This window comes from Chthoniobacterales bacterium (genome assembly GCA_035274845.1).
Lineage (GTDB): Bacteria > Verrucomicrobiota > Verrucomicrobiia > Chthoniobacterales > UBA10450 > AV80.
Window position 1 is genome coordinate 268,297 of the sequence record DATENU010000009.1, and the last position, 18,477, is coordinate 286,773.

Annotated in this window: 15 protein-coding genes; 1 reads left to right on the forward strand and 14 read right to left on the reverse strand. The window is 58.9% G+C overall.

What is annotated here, in order from left to right:
- Positions 1–10: 10 nt before the first annotated feature.
- Both VJU77_04750 and VJU77_04755 read right to left on the reverse strand, forming a co-directional pair.
- On the reverse strand, positions 11–346 hold the full coding sequence (locus tag VJU77_04750) for a hypothetical protein (GenBank protein HKP02655.1): 336 nt from the start codon (positions 344–346) through the stop codon (positions 11–13).
- Positions 347–386: 40 nt separating this feature from the next.
- The gene (locus VJU77_04755) at positions 387–2,165 is read right to left on the reverse strand and encodes a DUF4331 family protein (protein HKP02656.1); all 1,779 of its coding nucleotides are present in this window, start codon (positions 2,163–2,165) and stop codon (positions 387–389) included.
- A gap of 353 nt (positions 2,166–2,518) precedes the next feature.
- On the opposite strand from VJU77_04755, the gene VJU77_04760 reads away from it, so the two are divergent.
- Positions 2,519–3,535: a catalase family protein gene (locus VJU77_04760; GenBank protein HKP02657.1), complete on the forward strand. Its 1,017-nt coding sequence runs from the start codon at positions 2,519–2,521 to the stop codon at positions 3,533–3,535.
- A gap of 238 nt (positions 3,536–3,773) precedes the next feature.
- On the opposite strand, the gene VJU77_04765 is transcribed toward VJU77_04760, so the two are convergent.
- From VJU77_04765 to VJU77_04820, 12 genes are all read right to left on the reverse strand, one after another.
- Positions 3,774–5,069 carry an ATP-binding cassette domain-containing protein gene (locus VJU77_04765; GenBank protein ID HKP02658.1) on the reverse strand — a complete coding sequence of 432 codons (1,296 nt, stop codon included), beginning with the start codon at positions 5,067–5,069 and terminating at the stop codon, positions 3,774–3,776.
- A gap of 32 nt (positions 5,070–5,101) precedes the next feature.
- On the reverse strand, positions 5,102–5,908 hold the full coding sequence (locus VJU77_04770) for an ABC transporter permease subunit (protein HKP02659.1): 807 nt from the start codon (positions 5,906–5,908) through the stop codon (positions 5,102–5,104).
- A complete protein-coding gene (locus VJU77_04775) occupies positions 5,905–6,729 on the reverse strand; it encodes an ABC transporter permease subunit (protein HKP02660.1) in 825 nt (274 codons plus the stop codon). Before VJU77_04775 ends, VJU77_04770 begins: the two co-directional genes overlap by 4 nt.
- A complete protein-coding gene (locus tag VJU77_04780; protein ID HKP02661.1) occupies positions 6,713–7,543 on the reverse strand; it encodes a PstS family phosphate ABC transporter substrate-binding protein in 831 nt (276 codons plus the stop codon). Before VJU77_04780 ends, VJU77_04775 begins: the two co-directional genes overlap by 17 nt.
- 148 nt (positions 7,544–7,691) lie before the next feature.
- Positions 7,692–9,443 carry a hypothetical protein gene (locus VJU77_04785; GenBank protein ID HKP02662.1) on the reverse strand — a complete coding sequence of 584 codons (1,752 nt, stop codon included), beginning with the start codon at positions 9,441–9,443 and terminating at the stop codon, positions 7,692–7,694.
- A gap of 208 nt (positions 9,444–9,651) precedes the next feature.
- Positions 9,652–10,539, reverse strand: coding sequence for a glycosyltransferase (locus tag VJU77_04790; GenBank protein ID HKP02663.1), 888 nt, complete (start codon positions 10,537–10,539; stop codon positions 9,652–9,654).
- 76 nt (positions 10,540–10,615) lie between these two features.
- On the reverse strand, positions 10,616–11,341 hold the full coding sequence (locus tag VJU77_04795) for a glycosyltransferase (GenBank protein HKP02664.1): 726 nt from the start codon (positions 11,339–11,341) through the stop codon (positions 10,616–10,618).
- Positions 11,342–11,345: 4 nt separating this feature from the next.
- Complete coding sequence (locus tag VJU77_04800) at positions 11,346–13,274, reverse strand: hypothetical protein (protein ID HKP02665.1); 1,929 nt, start codon at positions 13,272–13,274, stop codon at positions 11,346–11,348.
- A gap of 247 nt (positions 13,275–13,521) precedes the next feature.
- Entirely contained in the window at positions 13,522–13,698 is a 177-nt protein-coding gene (locus VJU77_04805) for a hypothetical protein (GenBank protein HKP02666.1), read from the reverse strand.
- 95 nt (positions 13,699–13,793) lie between these two features.
- A complete protein-coding gene (locus VJU77_04810) occupies positions 13,794–15,359 on the reverse strand; it encodes an ABC transporter substrate-binding protein (protein ID HKP02667.1) in 1,566 nt (521 codons plus the stop codon).
- 39 nt (positions 15,360–15,398) lie between these two features.
- Positions 15,399–16,544, reverse strand: coding sequence for an SCO family protein (locus VJU77_04815; protein HKP02668.1), 1,146 nt, complete (start codon positions 16,542–16,544; stop codon positions 15,399–15,401).
- A gap of 13 nt (positions 16,545–16,557) precedes the next feature.
- The gene (locus tag VJU77_04820) at positions 16,558–18,447 is read right to left on the reverse strand and encodes a hypothetical protein (GenBank protein ID HKP02669.1); all 1,890 of its coding nucleotides are present in this window, start codon (positions 18,445–18,447) and stop codon (positions 16,558–16,560) included.
- Positions 18,448–18,477 lie beyond the last annotated feature (30 nt).

Here is an 18,477-nt window from a genome sequence, read left to right on the forward strand (position 1 = left end):
TCTCGCCCGCTTAAGTGTCGCGCGTCGGCTTGAGGAGACGGAGCAACGCAAAGGATAGAAGGAAATGAGCGAAGAAAACGCGGGCCCAAAAGACCAGATTCGCGAGCCATTTCGGGTTGTAATCCTGGCCGAGAATCGCGTCTAAAGCGATCGTCACACCGATAAGACTCGCGAACACCACCAGCAGATGCTCGGGTTTCACGTAAATCGCGCCGCAGATCAGACCGAAGCCACCGGTGAAAAGCCATAGCCACGGCCAGGCGTTCCAGCCGCGCGCCCGCAACCAGGCGCAAATCAATGTAATCACGATACCGACATAAAACACGCGTTTGCCTTCAGGGATCATCGGGGTTCTCCAAGGGTTTAGTTATTGAGCCATCGCGTTATCACCAGGGATCGGCGAGGTAGGGGAATTCAGTGAGGAAAGGTTTGTCGTTCTTGAGCGGGTTAGGCGGAGTCTTGGGTTCGATTGGCGCGGCATCCCACAAGGCTTGGTCGCTCAAGGTCTCGAGCGTGTATTTCTTGCCAGTCGCGTCCGGACTCATGTCGAGGAACAACCCAAGGAACCGGGTCGCGACCTGGTCTTCGAGGCGGCGGCCAAAAGGCCAGGTGCCTGTAGTATCCATGTCGATGGGGCAGACGTTGGGGACGAATATCTCGAAGGAACGTTTCAGTGGGATCGCCTTGTGGTTCTTGTTCCAGGTGTCGTCCGGCATGTTCAATTCCTGGAACAGTGTCTTCTTCACGCGTTTGAAAGCATCGAGCAGATGCGCGCTGTCGTAGATCTTATGGACCGAGATGGGCGAGTTATCGTGATCGAACGAGGTGCGTAACCCGAGGGCGGAGATGGAGGGCCCGAATCCCCAGCCGAGATGAGCGAGGCGTCGAACAAAGGAAGGTCCGAGAGAAAAATTGTTAGCGCCGACCTGTTTTTCGTCGGCGCGTTCGTTCAAAGCCGCGTCGGCGAAAGGCTGGCCGTCCGTATCGACGAGCTTGTATTGGCGCAGCTCATCATCGGACGCGGTCGGAACAATATCCGCGATCTGTTGCGAACGCAGCTTCGCTCCTATGCCGGCGGCGCCCGCGCCGAGCAGAAGCACAATTCCCAGAGCGACGAGGGGCTTCGACACTTGGTTGGCGGGTGGCCGTCGCCGCAACCCCAGGACAAGAAAAATCACGGCGAGGACAACAAGCGCCGCCGGAATCAGCCATGGATGTTTCCCGATTAGCCCAGTGCCGCCGCGCTCGTCGGGGATCATCGGAATTTTCCCGGACGCTTTCTGGACCCAGCTTTCGCCCCAGGCGTTGACGATCCGGTCTTCATTGGGCGACTTCGTGAGGAATGCGAGCGGCAGCTCGAGGATGACCGCGTTCACATTGCCGCCCGCGCGGTTGTCCTTGCCGCTGTAAACGAAACGGTAGTTCCCTTTCTCGTCCTTCTTGTAACGCGTGCCCTTCCAGGTGTAAGGACCCGGTGGCAGGTCTTTCTTCACGGTGTAGCCCAGCTCCGGGTTGGCCGGATCGAAGTTGAAGAGGTCGTTCCCTTCCAGCTCGATGAGCGTTTTGGGGATGGGTAGCTCGCGGTTTTCGACCGGCATAGTGACCGGCACGTGATAGAACTGCGGCGCGTAATTGATCGAACGAAAGAACCCCGGGAGATCGTTGAAAAAGGCGTCGTCCCGTCCGCCCACAAAAACCTTGATCTTATGGCCGCCAGGCGCTTCGACTGTTTCGCTCGTATTGAGCGCCACCGTTGCGGTGAAACTAGCGCCTGGAAACCGCAGGAACTCGATCTTCGCCCGATTCTCCGCGCCCACCGTCACCCGGACCTCGGATGGTTTCAGCCCGAGGTATTTGTCCTTGATGGCATCGAAGTACTTTAGGATCGCCTCGACACCGGCGTCCTCTTTCATGGGGGGAGCGACGCGTGGATTCGGAGAAATGAGGATCCGATAGAGAAGGTCCGGATCGAAGACTCCGGTCGCGGGGACCGAGGCAAAAGTCAGGGCGATGACAACCTTCTCGCCGCCGCCGGTGTCGTCGCTCGGAAAACCGTAGAGGTCGTAAAGATCGGCCGGGCTCGCCTCGATCTGCGCGAAGATGGAATTGATCGCATTCGGATCATTGTGATCGGCGGCCAGCGCGACCGAACGGAGAATCGGCATTACTGCGAGAAAAAGGAGGATCACTCTCCCTCGGGGGAACCACCGTCGCATATGCGCGATCACATTCCCTTTCGTCTCGTCTGTCAAGAGCGGCATGCGTAGTCGATCGATTTTCTTCTTGCCTTCGTCGCCCTGCCTTGGGCACGATGCGATTCAAAGGCTGACCCAAGGGGCCCTCATGCTCCCACCGTAACGAACCCCGGAAACAGCGTTGCCCGCTTCTCTTCCTATGAACGCATCCTCATCGCCTTTCGGCGGGCGTTTCTCGATCGCAATAGTCTCGACTTGTTTTCTCTGGCTCTCAGCCGTCGCTCCCGCGAACGCCAGCCGCACAGACTTTCTAGCTCGACGCTATGCCCAACTCTAAACGCGAGCTTTACCAGGAATATCCGGAGCCTGGCGAGCGGGACACGATTAACGCGATCATCGATCTGTTAATAGGACATCTAAAAATTCAATATCGCGGCCTGCCCAAGCTACGGGATACTCACACCAAATCGAACGGCCTGGTCAAAGGCAGGTTCCACGTCCTGCCGAATTTACCTGACGAATTACGCGTCGGCTTGTTCCGTGAGTCCCGGAGCTATGATTGCTGGATCCGTTTTTCTAATTCGGATTCGTTTATCTCGAACGACAAAGCGAAGGATTTTCGTGGCATTTCCCTCAAACTTTTTGAAGTCGAGGGAGAGAAGCTTCAGCCCGATGAGCGTGGCACTTTCGATTTCGTCCTTCTCGGCCATGAGGTTTTTTTCGCCAAACATCCGCGCGATTTCCTGGCCTTTTTCCGATTGCTCTTCCGTTTCAAAAAGCCGCTGGGGCCGTTGCTTTACCTTCTGACGCGCTGGCGGCAGGCCTATAATATTTTCTCTGGCCGCAAGGTGTTTGGTAATCCACTCGAGATTTCCTGGTTTAGCGCCGTTCCCTACCGTTTTGGGAATCGTGCGGTCAAATACCGAATCCCGAAGAGCAAACCACTCACGCCGCCCGACAAGAATGATCCCGACTACCTGCGTCGGCGCCTGGCTGTTTCCCTTCAGGAGCGGGATTGGACGCTCGACTTCGAAATCCAATTTCAACTTGATCCTTATCGGCACCCGATCGAGTCGGCTCTTGTCCCATGGAACGATTCCCCATTTTACAAGGTCGCCGAAATCCACCTTCCTCGACAGGAGTTCAACACTTCCGCTCAGCTCCGATTCGACGAGAACCTGACTTACAACCCCTGGCATTGCACAGCGGAGCACCAACCTCTGGGAGGAATCAACCGCGCCCGCCGCGACGTCTATCACGCTCTACAGGAATTTCGCCTGTCCGAGAACGAACAAAGACGTATTGATGTCCTGACTTCCACTCCTCGCGACCTTGAATGACCTTCGCTCGCTGCAGTTTTGCTGATGGCCTCCAGCGATTAATTCTTCTTCACCGACACGAATCTGCTTGTTGCGCAGGCCCCGGCTGGCGCCTACGGACCGATCGCCAAGACCGTTTCCACCGACCCGGACGAATACCGCGTGACCAGCCTGCGGCTACGGCGAATCCCGTGGCATACGCAGCTTGCGACGCCATCCTTTGCGTGCAGCGAATTCCCAGCACTTCGCTTGTTAACATCTATTCCGCTAGGGGAAACCGAAACTGACTTTCCAAGCGCCAGCGGACAAGGTCGCGAATGCGCGTGGCGATCCGGAGAAAATCGGCGGGCTCCGAGGTGCCGGAGTCTTCGACGTTGCCGACCGGGTCGAGCCGTTGCAGCTTCCAGGTGGCGGCTGGGAAGCGGAGCGCGAGTTCCCGGCATTGCTGGTCGGTCATGCAATAAATGGCATCGGCGCGCTCGACAATTTCCTGGGTGACTTCGCGCGAAACGTGGGGTTGAGGCGCGCACCCGAGCTCGCGCAACGCGCTGATCGCTTTGGCCGCCATCGGACGGCTCGTCGAAACGGAAAGCCCGGCACTCAGCGCTTCAAATTTTCGTTTTTCTTCGCCGGGCTGGAGATTCAAGAGGCGCGCGACCTCGCTGTTGCAGATCGCCTGTGCCACGGGCGAGCGGCTGGTGTTTTCGCCGCAGACGAAGAGATACACGCGCTGGAGCAAGCGCAGGCTGAAGGGGGTCACGGGGACGGCCGTTTCCAAGTCGTCCGAGGGATAGGGGCCCGGGACAATGGCAGGCGCGGGCTCGCGTCCGGCGCGTCCAGTGCGCACGAATTCCTGCACCGCGATCTCGGCGGGGTCGCGCAATACTTTTGCGGCCGGCCCAATTTCAAAAATGCGGGCGCCGGAATGCCGGCGAAACATGAACGCGGCGAAATCGGCCAGACGTTCGGCGAGATGAACTTCGTGCGTCACGATCACAATCAGTCGGGCGCGCGCCTGGACGCGAATGATTTCCTCCACCTGCTTTCTCTTGAGCGGATCGAGTGCCGAGGTGGGTTCATCCATTAGGAGCACGTCCGGCTGCAAAGCGATGGCGCGTGCGATAGCGAGGCGTTGCGCCTGGCCGCCGGAAAGTTTCCAGGCGGCAAGATCGAGGCTGGCCAGCTCCCAGGTAAGTCCCACTTGCTCGAGCGCTTCTTCGGCCAGCCGGCGAATTGCGCTGCGTTTCAAGGTGGTGGCATGCTTGAGAGCAAACTCGACATTGGCGAGCACCGACCCTGCGAGCATGCGCGGTTTTTGATGAATGAAACCGATGCGACGAGCGAGGTGCTGTTTCGAGAAGGTGGACCCGAAAACGGTCTGGCCATTGAAAAGGACGTCGCCGGAGCGGCTCCACCCATCGCGGCCATGCTCGATCAGGCGCTGGGTAGCGCGAAGCAGCGAGCTCTTGCCGACCCCCGAAGGACCAAGCAGAGCGACTACACCAGGTCCTTGCAACTCCAGGTCGATGCCATCCAGGATCTGAGTCTTGCCCACGGAAAGGCGGAGGTTTCGGTAGCTAAGAGTAATCACTGGGCGTAGCGCTCCTCCCGTGTGAGCATGGTGATGGCTGATTGAATCACGAGGGTGATGATGAATAAGACCGCGGCCGCTGAATAGGCGGCATTTTGACCGCCGGGCACTGTGCCGAGGAGATGGAAGACAAAGACCGAAAGCGTGGCGCCGGAGTCGAAGAGCGATGAGGGCAATTGCATCGCTACGCCAGCAGTAAAGAGCAATGCCGCCGCATCACCGCATCCGCGCCCGGCCGCGAGGGCCAGCGGAGCTGTCAGACCGGGAAGCGCGACCGGCACTACCTGACGCCACGCCGTCTGCCAGCTACCTACACCGAGCGCGGCGCATTGTTCGCGCACTTCATCCTCCACCATTTCCAAGCCAGTGATGAAGCCGGTCGACATGATCGGTGCGAGCAGACAAGCCAGAGTGAGAACGCCGGAAAGAAGTGAAAAACCGAAGCCGCAATATCCTCCAAAGAAGGCAGCTCCAAAAAGTCCCCAGACAATCCGTGGCACGCCGACGCCGATGTCGAGAGCCAAGCGAACGATTTTGCGCAGGGCGGCGGGCGCGGCCAATTCGGTGTAGGCGACCGCCAAAGGCAAGCTAACCAAAGCCGCCAGCAAAGTTCCGAGCCCGACGATGATTCCGGTGTTCACGAGCATCGGTCCGATGCCGCCGGAGCGACCAAGGTTTCGTGGCGCCTCAAACAAATAGCCGGCGTGCAGGCCGGGCGCGCCGCGATACAAGAGATCGCACCCCATCCAAACCACCAAAGCCGTCAGGAGCACGGTAGCGATGATCCCCGGTATCTTAATCATATTCCGGCCTTGCGTTGCGCGGCCCGGCCAAAAATGCTCAGCGTGCTGATGGCGATGAGAACGATGCAGGCAAGGAGGTAAAGGGCATCGCGATGCAAGCCCGCCGCACTATCGAGCTCGACGATTAAAGTAGTGGTTAACGTAGCTATCGGCCGGGTGAGGTTGGGCCAGGAGACAACGTTCCCGGCCACCATGCTGACGGCCACTGCTTCGCCGAGTGCGCGGCTCGTTCCCAAAACCACCGCGCCCAGAATGCCCCAGCGCGCATGATGAAAGGCGACACGTGATACGATTGCTTCACCTACGCCCAGGGCGCGGCTGGCTTCCAGCAAATCGGCGGGCACGAGACGAAGCGCCGCGCCAGACAAAAGAGTGATCGTTGGAGCGATCATCAAGGCGAGCACGAGCGAGGCGGAGATCCAGGAGTTGCCAAAGAGCGGCACGACCCACGTCATCGCCCAAAGACCGATTACGACCGAAGGAATACCGCCCAGGAGGCCGATCGCTGCGTTCGCGGCCGCTCGCACTCTTGCTCCGGAATAGAGCGAGAGATAACCTGCCGCTGAAAGAGCCACCGGAACGGCCAGGCACAACGCGAGTGCGCTGACTGCCAACGTGCCGAGAAAGAGCCGCGCCATGCCATACTGGCTTTGTTCAGGCAGCCATTCCGTGGTTGCCAACTCCCGGGGTCCGATCTGCGCGGCCGCGTTAGCTGCATTCCAAAAAAGAAAAATTATCAGCAAAAAAATGGCGAGAACCGGCAACATGCCGAGCCCAATCGCGACCATCCAAAACCAACGCGTTTTATTCCAACGGAACATAATTTCCCTGCCGAATGATTGTCTTGCCCTCCGCGCTGCGCAGAAAATCCAGCAGGACGCGGCTGCCGCCCTTCGGCTCTCCCTTTGAGATGAGATAGAGTGGGTGGAAGAGGGGATAGGTCTTGTTCGTAACGTTCTCCATTACCGGCTCGACGCGATTGAACCTGACTAGACGCACGGGCAGACCAGCTTCGGCTGCCTTAATCACTTCGCCCAGGCTCACGTAACCAATGGCGTTCGTGGTATTGGCGATCACGCGAATCACCTGAGCGTTGTCGCCCGCAGTCACGTCTGTGAACCTCGTCATCTCGTTCGGCGTCAGGCCAGTGAACTTCATGAACACCTCGCGAGTGGCGTGTCCCTCGGCTTTGTGAACCACGACGATGTTGGCATTCTGTCCGCCAACGTCGGACCAATTCGTGATTTGCTTGCGATAAATTCGCCGCAGAATGTCGGTCGTTAGGTCGGCGACGTGATTGGAAGCATGCACGACGATGCCCACACCATCGTAAGCAATCGGAAACGCAATGACCCGCGCCCTTTCCTCCGGGGTAAGCTCACGCGCCATCGCTCCCAGGCTGTTGCGCCCCGCGATACAATCTTCGAATCCGCGCGTGCTCCCGCCTCCTTGCGCCATCACGTCCAGACCCTTCGTTCGGCGCAACTCTTCCGCCGCCATCTGGACGATGGGGTAAAGCGTGCTTGCTCCGGTCACGACGATCTGCTCCGTCTGCCGCCGGTGGCATCCGCTAGTGAACAAAATGGCGGAGGCGAAAAATCCTGCCCAGAGAAATGACGAGTGCCTTTTTATCATGACTCGCGGCTCACAAAATGGGGATTGGTGCTAAGGCTGGCGACGACAAGGCGCATGCGATCCGGGAAGAGTCAGCGGCCGCGATGTCCGGTGCGCGCAGGTGTCGCGATCAGCCCCCGAAGCAACCAGAGTCTTCTCACGATCCCGACTATGATTGCGGGGAGCCATGTGCCGCCCAGTTTTTCACCAATTGGAGCTTCGACTTCGAAAGGTCGCGTGTCACCGGCATATGGCGCGGATCTGTTCGCGTGAAGCTCATATACCTGAGAATTACTTCGATGTTCGCCCGCACCGCTTCGTAGTCGCCGAGCGCGATCCCAATTTTGTCGCGCATGACTGGATAGAGCACGTCATACTGGTTCAAGACCGCTTCGACATCGCCATCCCACGTGGGAGAAGCGAAATTGGCCGCCACCTTTGACCAATCCGTATAAATCATGCCGCTGATGAAACTCGACGGATTCTGAAATGCATTCGGAATGGGGAAGTCGGTCAGGTCATAGTCGATGGCGTACACTTGCCCATCAATTTTCAAACTCCGCCGTGGATATCCCGGATCGCCGGCGATAATTGGAAGCTCGGCCCAACCGTCGGCGCCGGTGAGAATCGAACCGGGAATGTTGAGCGCGGCCATGCCGCCTTTCGGCTTGCCCAGTAGTCGGCTTGTCAGACCGATCTCCAGTCCGGCCGGCGGGGTCCTGCCAAATTGGGTCGCGCGCACGCGCATATTGATCGCGTCGCCCGGGTCCAGGCGGAAAACGAAGTTGTCCGCGCGCAGGAGCCAGCCGTCAGGATTCTCACTCAGGAGGATCTCCGTCGCCTCGCCCTGGGCGTCGATGCGCACAATCCCCAGCGGCGCGTTTTCAAGCGAGGACCGCATTGTGGGATTGAAGGGCACTGAGGCAAGACCGGAATTCGCTGGATAGTTCACATAGTCGATCGGCTGGGTGAAAACGAAATCCGTTAAGGCAACGTTTGACGCCGCGGCCATCGCCTCCGGAGAACCGCCTTTTTGGGCCACCAGGTCGTCGCTGGGGGGAGTCAGAGCCACCGGGTTGAGGATGGCGAGACGCAGGTCACCCTGGCTCGGGTCGATGCTCCCATTCGGGAGGGTGGGCATGCTGTTTCCCAGATCGAGATGGATCGCGTCTTCACCCACCTGGCACGGAGCGAAGTTCAACGCGCCATTCCCGAAAGGCACGAGCGACCGGCCGGAAATGAAATGGTCGGGCTCGCCCGCGATTGCGGGGCCCACCGCTCCGACAATTCGGCCGAAGGTGAACGCGGATGGTTCATTGGCAGGCGTTGGTCCCTGCGCAGGATTGTACCAGTTGTACAGGTCCACGTTGAACTTGATCGAGAGCGCGGCGAGGCTGAGTTCCTTCATCCTTCGCAGTAGGGGCGACGTGGGATTGCCGCCCCATTCGATGCCTTCGAGAATCGAATGATAGGATGCGCTCAGGTAAGGCGAGCCGCCTTGCGGAGCCGGCGGGGGCGCGACTTGCCGACGCTGCCAGAGATCGGTGAAGGCGGCGACCTTAAACGTGCCCACGAAGGAGTTCGGATCGCCTGCAGTCCCCAATTGCAATCTCATCCCCCAGACCTCCGAGACCATCTGCTGGTTCGGATCGAGATCCACCAGCTTTCCCGGGACCGGCTTGTCCGTGCTCACAAATGACAGCCCAAGAATCGGGTCGCCAGCCGATGCCGCTCCCTCGAGCAAGGCCGAGCGCACGGTACAATTCTGCACTCGAAAAAATGCATTCCCTTCCGGATTCCAACTCTGCTGTGTTTGGCTCGTCGCCTCCTTGCCGAAGTTAGCCGGCGTGTTGTTGATGGTGGAAGGCGCCGCTTGAAAAGAGCCGGCAAAGGTGAACCGCGTGGGGTTTAGATAGCTCATGGATTTTGATGGGGTTGAAGAGGGTAACTGCGAAAGAAGCGTAGAGAACGGAGGTCAGGAGCGCCATGCAAAAGTGGTGCGCTTCATTCGCCGTCGCCTAGTTCGCGAGCTCACTGATAACGCATTAACTCGCGCACCACGCGGGCAGGTTCGGGGGTTACGTAACGGGAGTAGGCGCCGAGCTCCCGCGACGAGGAGGTGGTTTTGGTTAGCCTTTTTTTCCTTGCGGGATACCCCACAGATCTAAGCCCGCAAATTTGCCAGGCCCAAATTCCCGCCACATCCGTTGGCAATCCTCGGCGAACCAGGAGGGAGCGTCCGGCTCGACGTAGGTCCGCCATGCGGAATAGGGTTCCCACCATCCCCTGGCTACCGGCACAGTTACGATGCCGGTTTCGTCCAGGTCACGGTCGTAGTTGGCATTAAGCCGTTCCGCCGGGATATCGCCGAATCGCACGGTCTCAATCATTTTGTACCAGGCCACCTTCGCCTGGAGCCGGGCCCATCCACACGCCACAAAATGCATTACGCCTCGGTTGGGGTCTTCCAGGCAGAAGTCGCGTTTCTGGCCCGGCAGGATGGGCGCGCGCGTGTGAATATCGTACCCCGGCCGTTTCTGCCCCGGTTCGTATCGCACCGCTGGATGATCTCGAAATCCGTAAACGGTTCTGTTGCTACACCAGTATGCATTGCCATCGCGACGATACCGATCCAAAGAGCGCCACATCGGAAACCAGGGCAAGGTGATGCAATCGCCGGCGTCCAGGGAGGAAAGCTTCGACCGAATCTCCGGCAGGAGGTTGCCGGTCAGAAGCTCGTCCGCATCGATGACCCAGAAATGAGTGCCGCCCAGCAGCCGCCCTTCTTCGAGGAGGCCTTGCCGAATCGAAGCTTCCCGCCAGACCGGGTCCTCCCGGCGGCGGTAGTGAATGCGGCCCGGGTATTCCTGGGCCACCTCATGGATTATGCCACGCGTTCGATCGGTCGAGGCGTGATCGAGGATAATCATTTCGTCCACAATCAAGGTGGCTGCGCGAAGAGTCAGCCCCACGATCCAGTCTTCGTTCCGCGCTGTCATCAAGCCGATCACCTTCATCCGCGGCTCCTTCTTTCTGGATGCAGATGGTGCGCCCGCGGACAAGGCTTGAGCCATCCGAGGGCCCGGCAAATACTCATTTAGCGATGACAGCCTCAGACCTCAGATACATTTTCTGGAGCCGCACGTAGAGACAGTCCCAAGGGTAGTCGCCCTCTTTCTCACGGCCGGCGTGACGCCACATCTCGTTCCAAAGATGGATGGACGCAGAGCGTTCGCCCAAATTCAAAGGCCGCCCGGTTTGCAAAACCTGCTCCCAATCGCAGTAGCTCAACGGACAGAAAACCTCCGGAGGATAGAGGTATTTCTGGAGGGAGAAGGAAGAAATCAGCTCGGCCACAAGCCTGGGACCAGTCTCGCCCCATTTCAGCGTGGCAGGATTTTGAGATTCACAGAATTTCCACGCGTGCGCCATCGCTTCACTTCCCGCGGGGCATTTAAGCACGGCCGACGCGGCGACCGGTCCGCTGGGGATCATCTCGGAGGCGAAGACATAAGGCGCCGGGCAGTCGAAAGGACGAAGACAAACGACGTCCGTGTCGACCCACCATCCCCCTCGCTCCAGGAGCAGTTTGTATCTGAAGAAATTCGAAAAGCCCGCGTATGATTTGAAGTCCGCATACTGGAAGATGCGCGAAGCAGGAAGAATTTCGTTGGCATCGCGAGCAATGGCGCCCTCCGGCAAATTCTCGACCGGCTCGTACACGTAAAGCTCATAGGAGTGCCCGTGGTAGAGGAAGGAGCGAATCGACAAGAGCTCCATCGTCGATAGACGTTTCCCAATCCAAAGACTTTGGATCATCGCATTACGAATTTGGGTTGAGGAGAAAATGTTCGGCCGAATCCCGAAGCGCTCTTGCATGCTGCTTGATCCGGCCTACCTCTGAGGCGTCGGGATAAAAGCGTTTCAACAGATTATCAATCAGAGTCCGATCCCCGCCCTTGCCACCGCGTTCCTGGGAGTACGCCACCCAGAGCCGATCGCTCGTTAGCCCCGCCTTGAGAAACTCCGGGGAGAAATTATCCCGCAAAGAAATATTGCGTGCCATTTCGGCAGCGGTTTTGCGCACGGCGAAGTTGCGGGCTCGTCTCAACCCGCCGACTCCAACTGCCCGGACTTGCGGCGTCACCCGATAAATCTGGGACAGGGCAAAGAGGCTGCTGTTCCGTTTCGGCCGGCCTTCGCTGCCCTGGACGAATTTCTGATCAAGGAGCATACCCTTGAGCAAACGCTCCGGTGAGAAATCGTTCAGGCGCGGGTCAGGGAGATGAAGGTCGTCCTGGTCCATGAAACGCAATCCAACGTGCCAGCGGGAGTTTACCCACGCGGAACGAATGCCGATGTTTCGGGAGACGAACGATTCACCGTTCGAATAACCTTTTACCGCGACCAAAGTTCCCCAAAAGCGGCCCAGCTCGCGCAAAAGATCCAGGTAGATTCGGTCGGCTCGGCGGCGATTCTTCGCAAAAACTTCGCTTAAGTACCGACCATACGCTCGGGGTCGAATCCGGGGACGCAAAAAGTCACCCAAAATTTCCTCGAATAACTGATCGCCGAACTCGTGAGCGCCAGGCGGATCAGCGGATTTTCGCAACGAAACGCCGAAATAGTGTTTGGCTCCATCCGGAGAAAGATATCGCGCGAGTCGATCAAGACGAAAACAGGACGTATTCGATTGCACCGCCTGGCCTGGCCACGTCTGGATGAGGAAGTTTATCGTGCGTCCCAGTTCTCCCGGCAGACTCGACACTCCAAAATCGTCGGCCTCAAAAGCAGCGCGGACGCACTGTTGAAGGGCGGCGCGCATTCTCTCAAACCGATCGCCCACCAGTTCGGGTGAACCGAGGAACTCAACGAGCGAACGCTCGCCTTGACCGGTGGGCAGGGCATGGATCGATTTCACACATTGCGTAATCGTGATGGCTGGCGCCTTACCGTGCACGATCCGATAGATATGGCTGAAGCGCGCGGCGGCTCGAGCCTCGAACCGCAGGTGCCAACCCAGACTTACTCCCTGGAGACGGTGCGACGGGGGAACCATTTCGCCATTCCGTGAAAACTTAACCGAGAGCGGTAAAGAGGTGGGCGTTCCGGTGCGCTTGATCTCAAACTCCATCAAGCTCCCCGGCGGTTTGACGACTACGACCACCGTGCCGGGCGGGTTGGCCACGAGCGAGCCAATTGCCCTGCTGGTCTCGTCCGAAACCCAGTAGACAGACGCCGGATTACAGAGCAATTCGAGAATTCGGGCCTCGTATCGCGGCATTGTTTCCCGGGCCTGCCTGGCTTCAGCGCGGATTAGATCGGCGTCGTGAGTAAACGGCATCTCCTCGCCCTTAGTCACGCGAAGGCAACCAAGCACCCGGCCGACGACCTCATTCGGGGAGAAAAGATAGCGCGCCAGGAAAATGCGATGTTCCGCCTGGGCGAGGTGTTGCCACCGTTCCAAGGTTGAACCGCCGGGACGATCGAGCAATCCGGGTGGGTGCATGAGTCTTCGCCGCCAGGAGCGCACAAAACTCCTAACGTCGCGAGTGCTAAACCCCTCGCGCAAGACCTCGCGCCGGAGCGGTTCGTCGATGCCTTTGCGCCGTTTAAGCCCCAGACGAACGAACCACAGATCGTGCTCTTCGATGGCTTTTGACTGGAGGAGAAGCAACTGTCGCTGCAACATCAAGGCGGCTGCGCGCCGCATTTCCCACGAATGCTCCAGTCCGCCTCGGGCGATACGCATCAACGTTAAACTGGCCGCCTGATCGTAGGATCGAGACAAAGAGCAAGCGCGGAGCAATTCCCCTGGCTCCTGGCAATCTTCCAAACGAGGCACCATTCCAATCAGCCGATCGTCACGACCACTGATTAGCCTTCGCCCTGCCCATCTTCCACGGCCCTGACGCCGTCAGTTCCAGGCGGCTTTCTGCACGGGGTGAGGAAACGATGCGGAAAGCAAAATGCATCGCTCTCGCGGGCCCCGTCTCCCGTTAGCGTTTGCTTCCGGAGCTTTTACCGCCAGGAGACTTGCTGCCGCCCGATTTACTGAGGCCGGATTTACTGCCGCCGGATTTACTGAGGCGACTGGTTTTTGCTCCACCGGATTTGCCACCACTCTTGACGCCGCCGGACTTTGAATACGCTTCGGGTTCTGAGGATTTAGCCATAATGATTTACGCGATTGGGTTTAAATCGCATCATGAGATTCTGCCTTTTCGCGGCCTGCGTCAATAAGCAATCCCGTGGAATTCCTGCTAAAACGCTAACGCACATCACACTCGATCCATTGTGCAGTCGGCGCGAGGCCACCCTTTTCGAGATCGACTCCGACGATGTGGGCGCCAGTGGTGCCCACACGCCTATCCGCACCGAAGCTCACCGGAGGCATCTGAGTGAGGCCAAAGTTATTGAGTTGTTCGCAACGCATCACCAGGTTTTCACGCGTTACCTCCCGCCCCGCCTTTCTCAACGCTTCGCCGAGCAATTGCACAGCGCTTAAGGTGAGGTGACGGGTGGCGGCGTCTCCCTCCGTAAAATGGTAGCGCTCCGCGAGCCGAATAAATTCCGCATGACCCTGGGGCGACTGGTCATCCGGAAGGATGGGAAACGAGAGAAAGAGACGCGCCGTGAATCCTTTGGGAGCCTGATAGATGGCGGGCCCGGCCAGAGCGCTTGGCGCCAGCACTAAAGGATAAATTTTCTCGTGGTCCGCCGAGACGAGGAACTCCTGCAATCCTGCGCCGGGGGCGAGCCAAATAACCGCAGCCGGGTTCGCCTCTCGCAAATAGGAATTCCAATCGCCGATTTGCCCAAGGTCAGCGACCCCGAGTCCGATCGCAGGCGCCGGGATCAATTCCTTCTTCAACTCCGCGATGAGTGTATCGTTAGGTCGATCGTTAACCACAAGAATTGAGGGTTTCGTCGTCGCATCGAGGCGTGTCCTCGCAAACCGGACCAGCGCGGCGCCTTGCCCCTCTATGCCCGAGACGAGGTGGAATACATAACGAGCTTTTCGGGGGAACCATCCGGTTGAAAGAGTGATGGGTTGAATCACCGGAATCCGATGTCTTTGGATTACGTCCGCGGCCGCCTCCTCGTCGCCGGCAATGTACGGCTCCAAGAGCGCAAAAGGCTGCTCGCGCGCGATGAATTCATCCAAAGCCGCGGCGCCGGCCCCGAGCGGTGCGGAAACAAAACAACCCAGAAGCTTTCGCCCATAGACGCCTCCAGCGAGATTGATCTCATCAAATGCCGCGGTGAGCGTCTCCCGCACGGCGCGACTCATTGCGCCATGGATCGACTCCGGGGGGAGCACTATTCCCACCGTGACCGAATCATCTTTCACTCCCGGATCGTGTTGATGGTCCAACTCCTTCAGGTAGGCGACGAGATCTGAGGCCTGTTCATGAGAGAGTCGGTAGCGAGGCATGGTCGAACTCAACCGGTTGCCGTTGGCATCAAGGCCGCGCGTCATCGCGCGGATGAGGAGCCGCTCGGTATAGGGAGCTCGTTCACGGCCTCCCGGCATCAGCACAGGGTATGGCTTGGTCAGCTCGCTCCAGCGGATGTTAGACGGATAAATTCCTCCCTCCGGCTTCCCCCGGCCGTCGTTGTTGTGACAACTGATACATTTTAGGATAGCGGCGGGGACCTCGGTGTTTTGCGGGCCTGTGGCGCACTTGATCTGAGCGCCATCGGCCGCTACACCATTTTCGTAAATCTCCCTGCCTCGCGCCGCTGCCTCCGGCTCCGAACTTTCGGCCACGGCAGGCGCTGGACGAGCGAGAAGCGCGACCGCGAGCAGGCCGATCTCAACCCACTTTCGCAAGCGTCTTGCCCTCTTGGGTGGTCCAGGTTGCCGGGCTCTTCACGGGGCGTCTGCCAGGACGCTTTCCACCGCCGCGGCGATCTCCTCGGACGCGCCGATGCCCAAGACCTTTTTCCAGAGCCCGGTGGTTTCATTTCCTACAATGAACACATTGGAATGGCCCTCCCTCATTTCAGTCGCGAACCCGAGCTTTTGAAGCGCCAAATCCACCGACTGCTTGTCTCCGGTTAAAAAATCCCATCCTTCTTTTGCCTCCAAACCCCTGGCGTATTTGCGGAGGACGGCAGGGGTGTCCGTTTCCGGATCGACCGAGATGGAGATAAAATGCGGTTTTGGGCCGGGCCGCTCGGCGAACCTTTCCTGCAGGCTGTGAAACATCGGCATGGTGACTTTACACACGCTCGTGCAACTGGAAAAAAAGGAACCAATCACCACGACTTTCCCCCGGAGAAGATCACTGTATAACCGCAGTCTCTTTCCATCCTGATTGGTGAGCTCGACATCGGTGAAATAACGCTGCGCCGGCGTATTCCCGATGGGGAGAGTAGTCGAGCCAGAGGTAGAGACGGAACGGGGCGCAGCCCCGCCAGCTTTATTTACCTCTTCTCGCAAAAGCGCGGCGATCCTGACGGGAGGCACCTCCAGAGCATTCACGCGCTGCCAGCTTCCCGTGCGGTCGTTCACAATCAGCAGGAACGGGGAATGACTCTGAATATTCGGAACGTAGACCTCGAGTTTCTTAAGTAATTGGGTTACCGAATCCTTGCCGCCGGTGAGCAAGGTCCAGCCCGGGGCGGCGTCAAAGCGCTCTCCCCATGCCCGCAATTTCTCCGGCGTATCCGTGGTCGGGTCGATACTGATCGAGATGAGACCCGCATCGCGGCCCAAGACAGGGCCAAGCTCTTTTTGCAATTGGCCCAGGTGGATTCCAATCGTGTTGCAGATGGTTGGGCAGGTCGTGAAGATGAAGCTGATGGCCACGACCCGGCCCTTCACCAGGTCCGAATAAAGGTGCAGCTTTTCGCCGTTTTGGTTGACCAGCTCGGTGTCCGGCACTTCTGTGCGGCGAGGAGCCTGCGTTTCCGGTTCCGGCGGCGCCGCCGGTAAAGGAAGGGCCAGAGAGACAAGGAAGACACCGGCGAGCAGCCGGTGCCGGACCGAAAATGTGAAAGCGTGTCGATGCATGAGCGGTTGCACGTTATTTTTCCACCACTTCGAAGGTAAACTGCTGTCCATTATTCAAAGGGACCGCATCGCGGCCTTGCAAGAGTTGCACATAATAAACTCCGACGCGCGGAGGATTGAAAGCGACGCTGTAGATCCCTTGGGCGGTCTCTTGCGGTGCCAGCCGCTTCTGCCAGACGCCGGGCGCGAGAAAGGTGACCACCGTGAGATTTTCCAGTTTCGACTTAGGCAGCTTGCTCAATTCGTCCGCGATTTTGAAATCGATCCCCACCTGCTGACCCACCTTCACCACCCGGCTTTCCATGCCGGCGAGCGCGACCAGCTTGTTCCCTTTGCGCTGGCGCTCCAACTCCTCGTTAGGCGCGACCTCGAGTTGAAAACCTTTCAAAATTCGCGGCGTGGAGAGAGCAAAGACGATTTCATAGCTGCCAGCCTCACCCAACCGAAGGACCGTCTCGTAAACTCCGGGCTGGGCCCGCTCGCGGAGGCTGCGATCGACCGGCAGAACTGCTCGGGGATAGTGGCCGTAATTGCTGAACTCGCCTTTGGCCGCCGCCATTCCCTCCTCATAATAATACACGGCTTTGTCCTGCTCGTTGGCCACCAGCACGGCGGCCGATCCAGGCGCCTGGACAAGCGTCGCTGCCAGGCTCGGATACCGCGCTTTGGCCGGCGCAGTCTGACCTCCGTCGAAATCAACGGCCGAGAGCGCTTTGCCGGAGACGCCGATGCCGTCGAGAGGGATCATGAGAACGATCGGGGTTTGACGATGCCGGATATAGGCGAGGCGATCGGAAAAACCAATCTGGAACGGCTCCTTTTCCATGTCTCCGGTCTGCACGATCCGATTGGACGCCGAATCAATGATATGGAGAAGATTCTTCTTCGGGTTCACCACAAAACCGAAACGACCGTTGGGCGGAAACTTGATCTGGCCCAATCCGGGCTCGGCCTTGATCGTCGCGACCACGGCTCTGCGGCGCACATCAACCGCCACAATCTGACCGGAATCCTCATCCGTGGCATACACCGCTCCCGACTTCGCGCAGTAATCGAGGCCCGCGGGATGTTTTCCCACCGGGATATCGCAGACCTTCTTAAGGCTCGGCACATCGATCCCGGAAAGCGTCCCGCTGGCGCGATTCAGGACGAAGGCTGAACGGCTGTCTTCGCTAAAAACAATTTCGGATGGGCCGTTACCCGTCGCAATGTGCCCCTTGATGGACCGGTCGTCCGTCGCAATGATCGTGACCCCGCGATCGGGGGCTTCGGAGCCCGATCCCAGATCGGAAGCCCAGAGATAGTGCTGATCGGGTTGCAAGGCCAGGCGGCCCGGCTGGGGGCCGGTCGGGAGATCGGCGACCACGCTCCAGGTCGTGGTATCCACTACCGCCACCGCCCCGGCCTCGGGCATCGAAACATACAGGTTTCGCTGATCCGAGGATAGCACCCAATCCTCCCCCCTGCTTTTCAGGCGGACATAACTCACCAGCTTACTCCCGCCGAAGCCAAAGAGCGGATCGACGACAGAGATGGTGTTGTCCTCATTCATCGCGAGGACGTAGTAAACGTTGAGGTCGGCATAGGCCTTCCCAAAAGTACCGCCCTGGCGGAAGGCTTGCGTCTTGGCGTGCGTCGCTTGGGCCGAAATTTTTCCGCCCGGCGGAAGACGGTCCACCCAGGCGGCCGGCTCGGCGCCGCGAACGGGGGTGCCGCCGGCCACCTCGGAGAGTTTGAATTGCACGATGGCATCGTCGCCTTCCCGCAGGACGGCGGACTTTGCCGCCGCGACGGGTGTGACTCGGAACTCCACCGCGATGCCCTCTTCAATGAAGCGCTGTCCATCCGACTCGGTGGCTGGCGCAGCTGCATCCTTCGCGGCTCCCACATCCGGGAGGACCATTGAGAATCCAACTGTCAGAGCGGCCACAAA

What these genes read in the sequence shown, in the direction of transcription:
- VJU77_04785 (HKP02662.1), bottom strand. Translation starts at nt 9,443, where the DNA reads ATGAGCTATCTAAACCCCACGCGGTTCACCTTTGCCGGCTCTTTTCAA.
- VJU77_04760 (HKP02657.1), top strand. Translation starts at nt 2,519, where the DNA reads ATGCCCAACTCTAAACGCGAGCTTTACCAGGAATATCCGGAGCCTGGC.
- VJU77_04800 (HKP02665.1), bottom strand. Translation starts at nt 13,274, where the DNA reads ATGCGTATCGCCCGAGGCGGACTGGAGCATTCGTGGGAAATGCGGCGC.
- VJU77_04820 (HKP02669.1), bottom strand. Translation starts at nt 18,447, where the DNA reads ATGGTCCTCCCGGATGTGGGAGCCGCGAAGGATGCAGCTGCGCCAGCC.
- VJU77_04815 (HKP02668.1), bottom strand. Translation starts at nt 16,544, where the DNA reads ATGCATCGACACGCTTTCACATTTTCGGTCCGGCACCGGCTGCTCGCC.
- VJU77_04795 (HKP02664.1), bottom strand. Translation starts at nt 11,341, where the DNA reads ATGATCCAAAGTCTTTGGATTGGGAAACGTCTATCGACGATGGAGCTC.
- VJU77_04805 (HKP02666.1), bottom strand. Translation starts at nt 13,698, where the DNA reads ATGGCTAAATCCTCAGAACCCGAAGCGTATTCAAAGTCCGGCGGCGTC.
- VJU77_04750 (HKP02655.1), bottom strand. Translation starts at nt 346, where the DNA reads ATGATCCCTGAAGGCAAACGCGTGTTTTATGTCGGTATCGTGATTACA.
- VJU77_04775 (HKP02660.1), bottom strand. Translation starts at nt 6,729, where the DNA reads ATGTTCCGTTGGAATAAAACGCGTTGGTTTTGGATGGTCGCGATTGGG.
- VJU77_04755 (HKP02656.1), bottom strand. Translation starts at nt 2,165, where the DNA reads ATGCCGATTCTCCGTTCGGTCGCGCTGGCCGCCGATCACAATGATCCG.
- VJU77_04770 (HKP02659.1), bottom strand. Translation starts at nt 5,908, where the DNA reads ATGATTAAGATACCGGGGATCATCGCTACCGTGCTCCTGACGGCTTTG.
- VJU77_04790 (HKP02663.1), bottom strand. Translation starts at nt 10,539, where the DNA reads ATGAAGGTGATCGGCTTGATGACAGCGCGGAACGAAGACTGGATCGTG.
- VJU77_04780 (HKP02661.1), bottom strand. Translation starts at nt 7,543, where the DNA reads ATGATAAAAAGGCACTCGTCATTTCTCTGGGCAGGATTTTTCGCCTCC.